The organism is Brevundimonas sp. C43 (assembly GCF_030732185.1).
GTDB lineage: Bacteria > Pseudomonadota > Alphaproteobacteria > Caulobacterales > Caulobacteraceae > Brevundimonas > Brevundimonas diminuta_C.
The window spans coordinates 1,300,471-1,313,716 of the sequence record NZ_CP132231.1 but is presented as its reverse complement, the minus strand read 5'-3'; the positions used below and the strand labels follow the sequence as shown (position 1 = coordinate 1,313,716).

Annotated in this window: 15 protein-coding genes; 7 read left to right on the top strand and 8 right to left on the bottom strand. The window is 67.9% G+C overall.

Annotated features, from left to right (window positions below; all coding sequences use genetic code 11):
* Positions 1 to 5 precede the first annotated feature (5 nt).
* The gene (locus Q9R14_RS06625; protein WP_039247670.1) at positions 6 to 200 is read left to right on the top strand and encodes a hypothetical protein; all 195 of its coding nucleotides are present in this window, start codon (positions 6 to 8) and stop codon (positions 198 to 200) included.
* Here the strand turns inward: Q9R14_RS06625 and dprA are convergent.
* Positions 197 to 1,270: a DNA-processing protein DprA gene (gene dprA / locus Q9R14_RS06620; RefSeq protein WP_306003899.1), complete on the bottom strand. Its 1,074-nt coding sequence runs from the start codon at positions 1,268 to 1,270 to the stop codon at positions 197 to 199. The genes Q9R14_RS06625 and dprA overlap by 4 nt on opposite strands.
* Positions 1,267 to 1,905 carry a glycerol-3-phosphate 1-O-acyltransferase PlsY gene (gene plsY, locus Q9R14_RS06615; protein ID WP_306003898.1) on the bottom strand — a complete coding sequence of 213 codons (639 nt, stop codon included), beginning with the start codon at positions 1,903 to 1,905 and terminating at the stop codon, positions 1,267 to 1,269. The genes dprA and plsY overlap by 4 nt, the downstream gene beginning before the upstream one ends.
* A 128-nt stretch (positions 1,906 to 2,033) precedes the next feature.
* Between plsY and Q9R14_RS06610 the strand changes: the two genes are divergently transcribed.
* Positions 2,034 to 2,966, top strand: a complete 933-nt coding sequence (locus Q9R14_RS06610; RefSeq protein WP_306003897.1) for a glycerophosphodiester phosphodiesterase family protein — start codon at positions 2,034 to 2,036, stop codon at positions 2,964 to 2,966.
* 8 nt (positions 2,967 to 2,974) lie between these two features.
* On the opposite strand, the gene pyrC is transcribed toward Q9R14_RS06610, so the two are convergent.
* The 4 genes from pyrC to ruvX are packed head-to-tail and all read right to left on the bottom strand — an operon-like array spanning position 2,975 to position 6,668.
* On the bottom strand, positions 2,975 to 4,249 hold the full coding sequence (gene pyrC / locus Q9R14_RS06605; protein ID WP_306003896.1) for a dihydroorotase: 1,275 nt from the start codon (positions 4,247 to 4,249) through the stop codon (positions 2,975 to 2,977).
* The gene (locus Q9R14_RS06600) at positions 4,246 to 5,229 is read right to left on the bottom strand and encodes an aspartate carbamoyltransferase catalytic subunit (protein ID WP_306003895.1); all 984 of its coding nucleotides are present in this window, start codon (positions 5,227 to 5,229) and stop codon (positions 4,246 to 4,248) included. The genes pyrC and Q9R14_RS06600 overlap by 4 nt, the downstream gene beginning before the upstream one ends.
* A gap of 39 nt (positions 5,230 to 5,268) precedes the next feature.
* Positions 5,269 to 6,192: an AEC family transporter gene (locus tag Q9R14_RS06595; RefSeq protein ID WP_242076720.1), complete on the bottom strand. Its 924-nt coding sequence runs from the start codon at positions 6,190 to 6,192 to the stop codon at positions 5,269 to 5,271.
* On the bottom strand, positions 6,189 to 6,668 hold the full coding sequence (gene ruvX / locus Q9R14_RS06590) for a Holliday junction resolvase RuvX (protein ID WP_242076719.1): 480 nt from the start codon (positions 6,666 to 6,668) through the stop codon (positions 6,189 to 6,191). The genes Q9R14_RS06595 and ruvX overlap by 4 nt, the downstream gene beginning before the upstream one ends.
* Before the next feature lie 73 nt (positions 6,669 to 6,741).
* Between ruvX and Q9R14_RS06585 the strand changes: the two genes are divergently transcribed.
* The 4 genes from Q9R14_RS06585 (at position 6,742) to gatB (ending at position 10,661) form a co-directional block, all read left to right on the top strand.
* On the top strand, positions 6,742 to 7,287 hold the full coding sequence (locus Q9R14_RS06585; RefSeq protein WP_306003894.1) for a hypothetical protein: 546 nt from the start codon (positions 6,742 to 6,744) through the stop codon (positions 7,285 to 7,287).
* 109 nt (positions 7,288 to 7,396) lie between these two features.
* Complete coding sequence (gene gatC / locus Q9R14_RS06580; protein WP_039247681.1) at positions 7,397 to 7,684, top strand: Asp-tRNA(Asn)/Glu-tRNA(Gln) amidotransferase subunit GatC; 288 nt, start codon at positions 7,397 to 7,399, stop codon at positions 7,682 to 7,684.
* 2 nt (positions 7,685 to 7,686) lie between these two features.
* Positions 7,687 to 9,165 carry an Asp-tRNA(Asn)/Glu-tRNA(Gln) amidotransferase subunit GatA gene (gene gatA / locus Q9R14_RS06575; protein ID WP_306003893.1) on the top strand — a complete coding sequence of 493 codons (1,479 nt, stop codon included), beginning with the start codon at positions 7,687 to 7,689 and terminating at the stop codon, positions 9,163 to 9,165.
* 2 nt (positions 9,166 to 9,167) lie between these two features.
* Entirely contained in the window at positions 9,168 to 10,661 is a 1,494-nt protein-coding gene (gatB, locus tag Q9R14_RS06570) for an Asp-tRNA(Asn)/Glu-tRNA(Gln) amidotransferase subunit GatB (protein ID WP_306003892.1), read from the top strand.
* A 121-nt stretch (positions 10,662 to 10,782) separates the two neighbouring features.
* On the opposite strand, the gene Q9R14_RS06565 is transcribed toward gatB, so the two are convergent.
* Together Q9R14_RS06565 and Q9R14_RS06560 are read right to left on the bottom strand one after the other, a co-directional pair.
* Positions 10,783 to 11,877 carry an RcnB family protein gene (locus tag Q9R14_RS06565; RefSeq protein WP_306003891.1) on the bottom strand — a complete coding sequence of 365 codons (1,095 nt, stop codon included), beginning with the start codon at positions 11,875 to 11,877 and terminating at the stop codon, positions 10,783 to 10,785.
* A gap of 162 nt (positions 11,878 to 12,039) precedes the next feature.
* Positions 12,040 to 12,624 carry an RcnB family protein gene (locus tag Q9R14_RS06560; RefSeq protein ID WP_306003890.1) on the bottom strand — a complete coding sequence of 195 codons (585 nt, stop codon included), beginning with the start codon at positions 12,622 to 12,624 and terminating at the stop codon, positions 12,040 to 12,042.
* A 314-nt stretch (positions 12,625 to 12,938) separates the two neighbouring features.
* On the opposite strand from Q9R14_RS06560, the gene Q9R14_RS06555 reads away from it, so the two are divergent.
* Positions 12,939 to 13,244: a sel1 repeat family protein gene (locus Q9R14_RS06555; protein WP_306003889.1), complete on the top strand. Its 306-nt coding sequence runs from the start codon at positions 12,939 to 12,941 to the stop codon at positions 13,242 to 13,244.
* The last annotated feature ends 2 nt before the right edge of the window (positions 13,245 to 13,246 follow it).

Genomic DNA, 13,246 nt, shown 5'->3' with positions numbered 1-13,246 from the left:
CGATCATGGCGACGGCGCACCCTCAATCGGCCTGCGAAACGGATCGCCAGGCGCATATCGAAGCGGCGGCCTTTCCGACGCGGGAATACATCGGCGCCATGGCGCTGGAAATGGCGCGGCTGGCGCGGGACGAGGGCGACGTGCGGCTGGCCGGCTTGCTGGAACAGGCGGCGGCCGTGGCGGGTCATCCGCAGGCCTAAAGAGAAGCCAGGCCGCCGGGCAGCAGGTCGGCGCGGCCGGTCAGGCTGAGCTCCAGCAGGGCGGCGGCGACCTGGGACACCGGGGCGTTGAGGGCGCGGGCGATCTCGTCGCGCGGCGTCGGGGTTGGCGACAGCAGGGCGGCGACGCGGTCGAGGAAGGCGTCGTCGATGTCGCCGTCGAATCGCATCGGATCGGCAGGCGGCTCGCGCAGGGCGCGCAGGGTGTTGAAGGCGCGGTCGATATCCTCGATCCCCTCGCACAGGATGGCGCCCTGACGCAGCAGTTCGTTCGGACCGCGCGCGCGGGGATCCAGCGGCGATCCGGGCACGGCGAAGACATCGCGGCCCTGTTCGGCGGCGAGACGGGCGGTGATCAGGGAACCGGACCGGACCTCGGCTTCAACGACCACCACCCCGCGCGACAGGCCCGAGATGATGCGGTTGCGGCGCGGGAAATCGCGCGCCTGGGCGCGGGCGCCGACCGGGCTTTCGGACACGACGCAGCCTTGTTCCGTCAGGCGGGCGTAGAGGTCGGCGTGTTCGGAGGGATAGATGTCGTTCACCCCGCCCCCCAGGACCGCGACGGTTCCGGTCGCCAGGCCGCCTTCGTGGGCGGCGGCGTCGATGCCGCGCGCCATGCCCGAAACGACGACATGACCGGCCTGACCGAGTTGCTGCGCCAGACCGCGTGCGATCCGCTGACCGCCCGCCGAGGCGATGCGGGCGCCGACGATGGCGACCGAGGGCTGGTTCAGCAGATCGACGCGACCGCGCGTCCACAGGATCGGCGGCGGCGGATCGAGCGCGGCGAGCATCTCGGGATAGTCGGGATCGCCCAGCACCAGCAGGCGGGCGCCGATGGCGTCGCCGGCGGCGATCTCGCGTTCGACCGTCTCGACCGGCGGCGGAACGGAGGCGGCGCCGGACTTGCGCACCAGATCGGGCAGGGCGTCCAGCGCGCTTAGGGCCGAGCCGTAGCGGCCGATCAGTTGGGTGAAGGTGACGGGGCCGATGCGGTCGGTGCGGGCAAGCCGCAGCCGGGCGAAGCGTTCGGCCGGGTCCAGGCTCACGCCTTCTTGGCCCCGATGCGCGGTTCTTCGCCCTTCAGCAGCCGGGCGATGTTCTGGTGATGTCGCACCCAGATCAGGACGGCGGCGAAGACGGTCAGGGCGAGGATGGGCAGGCTGACCGGGAGGCCGACGACGGCGAACGGCAGAAGCGCCAGCAGCGGCGCGGTCGCCGATGAAATGAGCGCCGCCAGCGACGAATAGCGGAACAGGAAGGCGCAGAGCAGCCAAACCGCCCCCGCCATCAGGCCCAGCGGCCAGGCGGCGGCCAGCAGCAGGCCATAGAAGGTGGCGACACCCTTGCCGCCCTTGAAGCCCAGCCAGACGGGGAAAAGGTGGCCCAGGAAGGCCGCGCCGCCGGCGATGGCTCCCGCCAGTTCGCTGCCGAACAGATGACGGGCGATCAACAGGGCGACCGCGCCCTTGCCGGCGTCCAGCAGCAGGGTGGCCAGGGCCAGATCCTTGCGGCCGGTGCGCAGGACGTTTGTCGCGCCGATGTTGCCCGAGCCGATGTTGCGCACATCGCCGGCGCCGGCTGCACACGTGATCACCACGCCGAACGGAATCGAGCCGAGCAGATAGCCGCCCAGCGCCACCAGCGCCAAGGTCCCGAAAGCCGGGGCCACTAGATCCTGCACGTTGATTCGCTCCCCGCGTGTCGTTGCGGCAAAATGCGTCGCGGGGCGGTCGGGAGCAAGGGCGATCCGACCTCTTGACCCGATGATCGGCGCAGCGTTTGGTCCGCGCGTCTTTCCGGAGCCGATCCATGACCCGTATTTCCGCCGCCGCCGCGACCCTGCTGCTGCTTTCGACGACAGGTTGCGTGGGCGCTCCGCCGGTGGCGTCTGCGCCGCCCTCGGGTCCGGCGATGGCGGCCTATTTCGACTGCGTGCGGGACGGCGGCGTGGCGATTTCGGCGCACCGGGCGGTTTCGGCGCTGGACCAGCCAGAGAACTCCATCGCCGCCATCGAGGCGACAGGCCGGGCGATCCCCAATGCGATCCTGGAGCTGGACGCGGTCCTGACCAAGGACCGTCAGCTGGTTCTGATGCATGACGACACCATGGACCGGACGACCACCGGGCGCGGGCGGGTCGCGGACCTGACGCTAGCCCAGGTGAAACAGGCGCGGCTGAAGGCGTCGAACGGCGCCCTGACGCGCGCCGCGCCGCCGACGCTGGGCGAGGCGCTGGACGCCGCCGGACGCGTGGGGGCCATCGCCAGCATCGACCTGAAACCCGCCGACGGCGAGACCACGGTCGATCTGGCGCGAGCGGTGATCGATCAGGTGCGCCAGTCGCGGGCCGGAAACCGGGTGATCCTGATCACCTATAATGACGCCGATGCGAGGGCGGTGGCGGCCATGGCGCCGGAGATGATGATCTCGGCCGGGTTAAGCGGCGTGGATAACCTGAGCGGGCTGAACCCGGCGCAAATCCTGGCCTGGACCGGCACGCGCGAGGAGCGTCCGGCGCTGTGGCGCGCCCTGCGTGAGGCCGGGGTCGAGGTTCAGTTCGGCACCCTGGGCGCCGAGGGCGTGCGCCGCGATGACCGCTACGCCGCCGACGGGGACGTTTCGGAATACCGCGATCTGGTGCGCCAGGGCGTCACGGTGATCGCCACCGACACGCCGCTGGCCGTCAAGTCGGTTCTGGGCGCCGAGGTGGCCAAGGCCGCGACGTGCGAGCGCCCGCGCTGATCTGAGCCTTAGAAGACCTTTCGGCCGCCCACCCAGGTTCCGATCAGCTTGCCCTGAAGTCGGCGGCCGTCGAAGGGCGAGTTCTTGGACTTGGAGCGAAGGGCGTCCGCGTCGATGATCACTGGCGCGCCGGCGTCGAACAGGATCAGGTCGGCGGGCGCGCCCTCGGCCAGCACGCCGGCGTCGAGGCCCAGCAGGGCTGCGGGGCCCTGAGTCAGGGGGCGCAGGACGTCGAGCAGGTCGAGGCCTGCCTCGTGATGCAAGGTCAGGGCGGCGGGCAGCAGGGTCTCCAGGCCGATCGCGCCGGGCGCGGCCTCGGCGAAGGGACGGCGCTTGTCCTCGGCCGGGGCGGGAGCATGGGCGGAGGTGATGACGTCGATCAGGCCCTCCCGAACAGCCTCGATCAGGGCCTGGCGGTCGGCTTCGGAGCGCAGCGGCGGATCCAGCCGGTAGAAGGTGCGGTAATCGCCGATGTCCACCTCGTTGAAGCACAGGTGGTTGATCGAGACGCTGACGGCGACCTCAAGCCCCTTGGCGCGGGCGCGGGCCAGGGTGTCCAGCGCGCCCTCGGTCGAAATCTGATCCACGAGGAACCGCGCGCCGGTCTGTTCGACCAGGGCCAGGTCGCGCTCCAGCCCGATCCGCTCGGCGATGGCGGGGCTGCCGGAAAGGCCCAGGCGCGTGGCCAGTTCGCCGGAGGCGGCGACCGCGCCTTCCGTCAACCAGAAGTCGGCCGGGCGGCAGGCGATCAGGGCGTTGAAGGCGGCGGCGTAGCTCATCACCCGTTGCAGGGTGCGGCTGTTGACGATGACCTGGTCGCCGTCGGTGAAATACAGCGCGCCGGCCTCGTCCATCAGGCCGATCTCGGCCATGCGCTGACCGTCCAGGGCCTTGGTTGCAGCGCCGGCGGCGCGGACGTTGACCAGGTTCAGGGCCGCGCCGCGCCGCTGGATGAAGTCGATCATGGCCGGGTCGTCGACGGCGGGATCGGTGTCGGGCTGGACCACGATGGTCGTCACGCCCCCGGCGGCGGCGGCCAGGCTGGCGGACTTCAGCGTCTCCTTCGGCTCGGCGCCGGGTTCGCCGGTCTTGACCCTGATGTCGATCAGGCCGGGCGCGAGGCACAGACCGTCGGCGTCAATGATCTGGTCCGCCGCCAGGTCCGGTGCCGGACCGTGGATGACGCGGCTGATGCGGCCGTCCTGGATCAGCAGGCCACCGGGCCCGTCGTAGTCGGACGCGGGGTCCAGCAGACGGGCGTTGATGATGGCGACGGTGGTCATCGGGCGTCTCCCCAACGGGCGGAGAGGGAGGCCAGCACGGCCATGCGGGCGGCGACGCCCATCTCGACCTGATCCTGGATCAGAGAGATGTCCAGGTCGTCGGCCACGTCGGAGTCGATCTCGACGCCACGGTTCATGGGGCCGGGGTGCATGACCCGGGCGCCCGGATTGGCCCAGGCCAGCTTCTCGCGGTCCAGGCCCCAGAAGCGGAAATATTCGCGGGTCGAGGGGACCAGGGCGCCGGCCATCCGCTCCAGTTGAAGCCGCAGCATCATGACCACGTCGCAGCCTTTCAGACCTTCGCGCATGTCATGGAAGACCTCGCAGCCCCAGCGATCGGCGTCGCCGGGCACCAGGGTCGGCGGGCCGATCAGGCGGACGCGCGCGCCCATCATCTGCAACAGGGCGACATTTGAGCGGGCCACGCGGCTGTGGGTGATGTCGCCGCAGATGGCGACGGTCAGGCTGGTCACATCGCCGAAAGCGCGGCGCATGGACAGCAAATCCAGCAGGGCTTGGGTCGGGTGTTCGTGGCGGCCGTCCCCGGCGTTGACGACGGCGCAGCCCACCTTCTGGCTCAACAGTTCGGCCGCGCCCGAGGCCGAGTGGCGGATGACCAGGATGTCGGGCTTCATGGCGTTGAGGGTGACCGCCGTGTCGATCAGGGTTTCGCCCTTCTTCACCGAAGAGGCGGCGACCGGCATGGTGACGACGTCGGCGCCCAACCGCTTGGCGGCGATTTCGAAAGAGGAACTGGTGCGGGTTGAGTTCTCGAAGAACAGGTTCACGACCGTGCGGCCGTGCAGCAGGTCCAGGGCCTTGGACGACTGGCGATTGAAGTCGACGAAGGCGTCGCCCAGGTCCAGCAACTGCGGCGTCACATACGGATCGAGGTCCGATGCGGCCAGGAAGTGCGGTTTTGGGAACGGAACCAGCCGGTCGCGGATGGTCTGATCGGTGACTTGAGCGGGCTGGGTCATCGAGACGCGGCTATAGGCGCGACTCGGTCTGAACGCCAGTCAGGTGAAGTGGAACAGGGCCAGCAGAATGGGAATGACCACGGCGCTGCCCACGGTGGTCAGGGCGATGACGCCGGCGATCAGGGGGGCGTCGCCGCCCATCTGGCGCGCCAGGATGTAGGAGGCGGCCGATCCGGGAGCCGCGCCGCAGATCAGGGCGATGCCCTGCGCCAGACTGTCGCCGCCCAGGGCCCAGGCGATGAACCACATCAGCGGCGGCATGACGCCCAGCTTGACCAGGCTGACAGCGGCGATGGTGGTGCGGCGGCGTTTGACCTCGGCGAAGGACAGACCCGCCCCGGCGACGATCAGGCCCAGCGGCAGGGCGGCGGCGCCCAGCAGGTCCATCGCATCCGACAGGCCCGGGATCAGCGGGACGCGCAACAGGTTCAGCGCCAGGCCGATCAGGCAGGCCAGCAGAATCGGATTGGCCAGCATCGACTTGATCAGCCCGACCACCGACGGCTCGCGGCGCAGCGAACCCCATTTCGCCAGCACGGCGACGCAGGCGATGTTGGTGACGGGAATGATGAAGGCGATGGCGACCGCGGCCAGCGCCGTGCCTTCCGAGCCATAGACCGACTGGATCACCGGCACGAAGACGAAGCTGTTCCAGCGGATCACGCCCTGAAAGACGCTGGTGTAGGCCGGGCCGTCCAGTGTGATCAGGGGCTTGGCCGCCAGGGTCGCCGCCGCCACGATCAGGGTCGCCCCGACCGCCGCCGCGCCCGCCACGGTCGCGCCGCCGCCGGCGAGGTCGGCGTGCCAGATCGCGGGGATCAGGAAGCTGGGGTAGAAGATGTTGATCGACAGCTTCTCGATCGGCCGCCACGCCTCGTCGGGCAGGAAGCCGGACTTTCGCAAGCCGTAGCCCAGGGCGATCATCAGAAATACCGGCAGGACGCCGGCGATCAGGGCCGTCAAACCCAGGTCGCCTGATCCCGAACCCGATCAAGCGCCCCTTGCAGAATCCAGGCGGCGGCGGTGCGGTCCACGACCTGGGCGCGGCGTTTGCGGTTCAGGTCCAGATCCTCGATCAGGAAACGCTCGACGGCGCTGGTGGACAGCCGCTCGTCCCAGAAGGCGATGTTGACGGGCCGCAGCCGCTCCAGATTGCGGGCGAAGGCGCGGCACGACTGGGCGCGCGGGCCTTCCGTGCCGTCCATGTTGGCGGGCAGGCCGATGACCAGGGCCGAAACCTTGCGATGCGCCATCAGTTTGAACAGGTGTTCGGCTTCAAGCGTGAACTTTGACTTGCGGACCAGCTCCAGGGGCGAGGCGATCAGGCGGGTGGAATCCGACACGGCGACGCCGATAGTTTTTTCGCCCAAATCCAGCCCCATCCACGGCGTGTCGGGCGGGCAGGCGGCGGGCAGGTCGAGGAGGTCGAGGACGGGCACGGCCTGCGGTTAGGACTGGCGCGGGCCGAAGTCAAAGGCGATGGTGACGATGATGGACAGGAAGGACGATGATATGCGCATAGCGACAGCAGCGATGACGGCTTTCGGGCTTGTGCTGAGTGGTTGCGGACAGTCCGATGCGCCGGCCAGGACCCCGACCGCACAGGATACCCAGACTGCGGCAGCCGCGCCGACGCCGGCCGCCATCACACGCGCGGTCACGCCCCCGACCACCAAGCCGGTCGGGCCTGCCGAACGGCGCGCGGCTGCTGCACGCGAAGAGATCGGCACGGCGGCCGACGTGTCGCAGTTGCTGGCTCTGCCGGACCAGAGCGCCAAGGTCTTCAGCCTGTCGGGCGGCGATCCGGCGGTGAATGGCCTGGTGACCTATTTCGCCCTGTTTGGCGGCCCGGCAGAGGGCTGGCGCGCCTATCCTCTGGGCGACTACGCCGAATGGAAGGTTGTGGAGGCGAAGGCCGGGCGCGTGGTCCTGGCGGTGCGTCAGGACACGGCGGGGCCGAACGGCGACATCCTGAAGGTGGAGCGGACGGTTCAGATCGACTTCCCCCCGAGCGGCGAGACGCCGCCGGATGCCGTGTCCGTAAGCACAACGCAATGAGGGCTGTCGCCTTGTGAATCGAGGGTCGGACGGTTAGTTGGGCAATGTTGAAAGACGCGATCAACAGCGCTCAACACTTTCAACTCAACGCTTTCGATTGGAGGGCCGCATGGCCATCGACGCTGCGACGGTGCGCAAGGTTGCGCATCTCGCCCGCATCAAGACCCCCGAGGACCGGCTGGAGCCGCTGGCGCAGGAGCTGAACGGCATCCTGGCCTGGATCGAGCAGTTGGATCAGGTGGATGTCGAAGGCGTGGAGCCGATGACCTCGAACGTCGCCCAGCCGCTGCGCCTGCGCGACGACGTCGTCACCGATGGCGCGAAGGTCGATGCGGTCCTGTCGAATGCGCCCAAGTCGGCGGACGGCTTCTTCGTCGTGCCCAAGGTGGTCGAATAGTCATGAGCGACCTGACCAAACTCACCCTGAAGGGCGCCGTCGACGGGCTGAAGGCCAGGGACTTCACCTCGGCCGAAATCACCCAGGCCTTCCTGACCACGATCGAGGCCGCGAACCCGACCCTGAACGCCTATGTCGAGGTGACGGCGGACAAGGCCATGGACATGGCGCGCGCGTCGGACGCCCGCATCGCTGCCGGCCAGGGCGGGGCGTTGGAAGGCGCGCCGCTGGGGATCAAGGACCTGTTCTGCACCGAGGGCGTTCAGACGACGGCCGGCTCCAACATGCTGCGCGGCTTCACGCCCCCCTATGAATCGACCGTCACCGCCAATCTGTGGCGCGACGGGGCGGTCATGCTGGGCAAGCTGAACATGGACGAATTCGCCATGGGCTCGTCCAACGAGACCTCGGCCTTTGGTCCGGTCAAGAACCCGTGGAAGTCGACCGGCTCGAACGCCGAACTGACGCCGGGCGGTTCGTCGGGCGGTTCGGCCTGCGCCGTCGCGGCGGACCTCTGCCTGGCCGCGACCGCGTCCGACACCGGCGGGTCGATCCGCCAGCCGGCCGCCTTCACCGGCACGGTCGGGATCAAACCCACCTATGGCCGCGCCAGCCGCTTCGGCATGGTGGCCTTCGCCTCATCGCTGGACCAGGCCGGGCCGATCACCAAGACGGTCGAGGACGCGGCCTTGCTGCTGCAATCCATGTGCTCGTTCGACGCCAAGGATTCGACCAGCCTGGACATCCCGACGCCCGACTGGACCCAATCGGTCGGCCAATCGGTCAAGGGTCTGCGCATCGGCGTGCCGCGCGAATATGTCGTGGACGGGATGCCGGCCGAGATTCAGGCCCTGTGGGATCAGGGCGTGGCCTGGCTGAAGGACGCCGGCTGCGAGATCGTCGAGATCAGCCTGCCGCACACCAAATACGCCCTGCCGACCTACTATATCGTGGCGCCGGCCGAGGCCTCGTCGAACCTGGCCCGCTACGACGGGATGCGGTTCGGGCATCGGGCGGAGGACTTCAAGTCGCTGGACGACCTGTATGCGACCTCGCGCGCCGAGGGCTTCGGCAAGGAGGTCCAGCGTCGCTTGACCATCGGCGCCTATGTGCTGTCGGCCGGCTTCTACGACGCCTACTACGTCAAGGCGCTGAAGGTGCGTCGCCGCATCGCAGAGGACTTCGACAACGTCTGGGGCCAGGTGGACGCCATCCTGACGCCGTCGACGCCGTCGGCCGCGTTCGCGCTGGGCGACAAGCAGATCGATCCGCTGACCATGTATCTGAACGACGTCTTCACGGTGACGACCAATCTGGCCGGCCTGCCGGGCATTTCGGTGCCGGCGGGCGTGGACGCCGGCGGCCTGCCGCTGGGGCTTCAGGTCATTGGCAAGGCGCTGGACGAGGCGACGGTCTTCCAGGTCGGCGCCGCGCTGGAACGTGCGGCGGGCTTCACGGCCAAGCCGGGCAAGTGGTGGTGAGCATGAGCGACAATACCAAGACCATCAAAGGCCGCACCGGCGATTGGGAAATCGTCATGGGCCTGGAAATCCACGCCCAGGTGGCGTCGAAGGCCAAGCTGTTCTCCGGGGCCGCCGTCGGCTTCGGCGCGGGACCGAACGAGCAGGTGTCGCTGGTCGATGCGGGCTTTCCCGGCATGTTGCCGACGCTGAACAAACACTGCGTCGAACAGGCGGTGAAGACGGGCCTGGGCCTGCGCGCGCAGATCAACCGCCGCAGCCAGTTCGACCGCAAGAACTACTTCTATCCCGACCTGCCGACCGGCTATCAGATCAGCCAGCTCTATTACCCCATCGTGGGTGAAGGCGTGGTCGAGGTGGAGGCCGAGGACGGCAGCTTCTTCAACGTCGGCATCGAGCGGCTGCACCTGGAGCAGGATGCGGGCAAGCTGATCCACGACCTGTCGCCGACCGAGAGCTACGTCGACCTGAACCGGGCCGGCACGGCGCTGATGGAGATCGTCTCGCGTCCCGACCTGCGCACGCCGGACGAGGCGGTGGCCTATGTGAAGAAGATCCGGACCATCCTGATCTATCTGGGCACCTGCGACGGCGACATGGAGAAGGGCAATCTGCGGGCCGACGTGAACGTGTCGGTGTGCCGGGCCGGGAACTACGACAAGTTCAAGGAAACGGGCGACTTCAGCTATCTGGGGACGCGCTGCGAGATCAAGAACGTCAACAGCTTCCGCTTCATTTCTCAGGCGATCCAGTATGAGGCGCGCCGCCAGATCGAGATCCTGGAAGACGGCGGTTCGATCACCCAGGAGACGCGCCTTTACGACCCGACGGCCGGCGAGACGCGCTCGATGCGGTCCAAGGAGGAGGCGCAGGACTATCGCTACTTCCCCGATCCCGACCTGCTGCCGCTGGATCTGGAAGAGGCGTGGATCGCCGAGATCAAGGCGTCGCTGCCCGAGCTGCCGGACGACAAGCGCAAGCGTCTGATGGGGGACTATGGCCTGTCGCAATACGACGCCATCGTGCTGATCTCGGAACAGGCCAAGGCCGACTATTTCGAAGCCGCCGCCAAGGGTCGGGACGCCAAACTGGTGTCGAACTGGGTCACCAACGAGGTTTCGGCGCGCCTGGCGGCCGAGGGCAAGGACTTCAGTGAGAACCCGCTGCCGGCGGCGCACGTCGCGCAGCTGGTGGAGTTGATCGAGACGAACGTGATCTCGTCCAAGATCGCCAAGGAGGTCTTCGATCACGTCTGGAACGGCGAAGGCTCGCCGGCCGAGGTGGTCGAGAAGCACGGCCTGAAACAGGTCACGGACACCGGCGCCATCGAAAAGGCCGTGGACGAGATCATCGCCGCCAATCCGGACAAGGCGGGGGCGGTGGCTGAAAAGCCCCAGGCCATCGGCTGGTTCGTCGGTCAGGTCATGAAGGCCACGGGCGGCAAGGCCAACCCGGCGGCGGTCAACGACATCCTGAAGGCCAAGCTGGGGCTCTGATGCTTGGGGGCTGCGGCCCCCAAACCCCGGCTTGTCGCTAACGCTCGCGACGCGGTCGCTCGCTGCTTGAGCGACACACTGCACGATAAAGGCCCGGAGATTGCTCTCCGGGCCTTTGTTCTTACCAGCGCCAGGCGTCGCGGATGACGTCGATGATGTAGCCGTCGTATTCGTCGATCAGATACAGGGTGTTGTCGACCGAGACCCAGCGTGTGCCCTCCGGCGGATAGCCCAGGCCGTAGGTGCGCCAGTCGTTCAGTTGATAGCGCCAGAAGACGTCCGGCAGATACTGGCCGACCGACCACGACCGGCCCCAATAGGAGCGCGGCACGCTGTAGTAGCCCCAGCCCGGCGCGAAGTAGAAGCCGACGCGAACGCCATTGTAACCCCTGAAGCGCCGATCATTGCGCCACCAGTCCGAGCGGTGGCTGCGATAGAAGTCGCGCCGCCATTGATCGCCGTTGAAGTGCTGGCGGAACTCGCGGTGCTGACGGTCGCGGTCACGACCGTTGTTCCAACCCGAGCCCGGGCGGTCGGGACGGTTCCAGCCGTTTCCGGGACGGTCGGGGCGCTGACCGCCCGCATTTGGGCGGTCGGGCCGATCGGGTCGGTTCCAGCCGCCTTCGGGGCGATCTGGACGTTGGCCGCCGGTGTTCGGACGATCGGGCCGGTTCCAGCCACCTTCGGGCCGGTCGGGACGCTGGCCGCCGGTATTGGGGCGATCGGGCCGGTTCCAGCCGCCTTCGGGTCGGTCTGGGCGTTGGACGCCGGTGTTCGGACGATCGGACCGGTTCCAGCCGCCTTCGAGACGATCCGGACGCTGGCCGCCGGTGTTCGGACGATCGGGCCGGTTCCAGCCGCCTTCGGGACGATCCGGACGCTGGCCGCCGGTGTTCGGACGATCGGGCCGGTTCCAGCCACCTTCGGGCCGATCCGGACGCTGGCCGCCCGCATTGGGCCGTTCGCCACCCGACGGGCGCTCGGCACGGGGCGTATCGTTTGCGGGGCGGCTGGGACGTTCGGGGCGAGGCTCGCGCGGTCCGTCTTCACGACCCATCTGCGGACGCTCGGGCCGGTTCATGCCGCGGGCGCGCCCTTCGCGCTGCGGCCGTTCCTGCTGAGCTTGGTCCTGTTCCTGGGCGAGGGCCTGCATCGGGACTGCAAGCGGGCCGGCGACGGCGGCGATGGCGGTGAAAGCCATCAGGAGGCGTTTCATGGTCTTTGGTTCCTGCACGCCGGGTCTCCGGCGGCTTGAGACGATCATCGATCCGTGGCGATGAACCCAGGCTGAACACTGTTCGCAATCAAGGGATTGTCCGAAAAAGCAGAACCCCGCAGGCAAGACCTGCGGGGTTCGATCGTCCGGTTATGACGAGGCTTAATAGACGCCCGAGAGGACGCTGGCGATCAGGCCGCTGGCCACAGCGATCAACAGGATGTCGTTGCCGGCGTGGACGTAGCGATAGCCGCGCGGCGCTTCGCGAAGACCGTAAACATAGGGGTCGCGGACGTAGTAGTTGCGATACTGGTAGGGCAGATAACCGCCGGTGCGCCAGCGATAGTTGCTGTAGCGCGGCTCGACCCGGTAGTAGCCATAGCTGGGGGCGTACCAGTAGCCTGCTCGCGGACCGTTATAGCCACGGAAGTCCGAGCGGCCGCGCCACCAGTTGCTGTTATTGCTGTCCCAGCGGTCGTTGCGCCAATCGCGACGGTCGTCCCGGCGTTCGTCGCGATAGTCACGACGGTCGTCGCGGCGGTCCCGGCGATAGTCCTGGCGGCTGTCATAGCGACCGTCGCGCCAGTCGCGGCGATCTTCACGGCGTTCCTGGCGGAAGTCGCGGCGGTCGTCACGACGATCCTGACGATACTCGCGGCGGTCGCGGTCCTGGGCCTGGACGAGCATCGGCACGGCCGTGGTCGACAGGGCGAGGGCGACGACGGCGGCCTTGGTGAGGCGGTTCATCTTCGTGCTCCATTCTGGGCCGCCGACGGATGTGCCGATCCGACCCGTTAATGATGAGCAAGGTCGGATTTCGCGCCTGAATGCCCGCTGAACGATCCCGTCAGGTTTGCAGCGCGCGTAGGCCGCGCCTGCGAGGAGTAAACGAGAGATTTATCAGAGATTTCCGAGATCTGAATCGCGTCGGAAGTATTCATTTCTGCTTTACTGAAAAGTGCGTGCGAGGCCTCTCGCCGTTAACTTTAACTTCAAACCACCGGTATTTGATGGCGTCTCAGAGGCGGGTCCAGAAGGGCGCCCGTTGAGGAGATACGGTGATGAACGCGCAAGAAATGGCGCACGACCTGCAGGCCCGCGACGACGGTCTGCCCCTGCCGACCCCGGACATGTCCGGCGACGACCTGTTCAAGCTGGGCATGATGTATTCGGCTGGATCGGGCGGTTGCCCGATGGACCGGGTGTCGGCCCACATGATCTTCAACCTGGCGGCCATGAAGGGTTCGATCGAGGCGCGCGTCTATCGCCGCGAGATGAGCCTGGAGATGGAACGCGAGGAGATCGCGGAAGCCCAGAAGGCCGCGCGGCGCTACATCGATCAGGGCGTGGTTCAGCTGGTCGCCTAAGC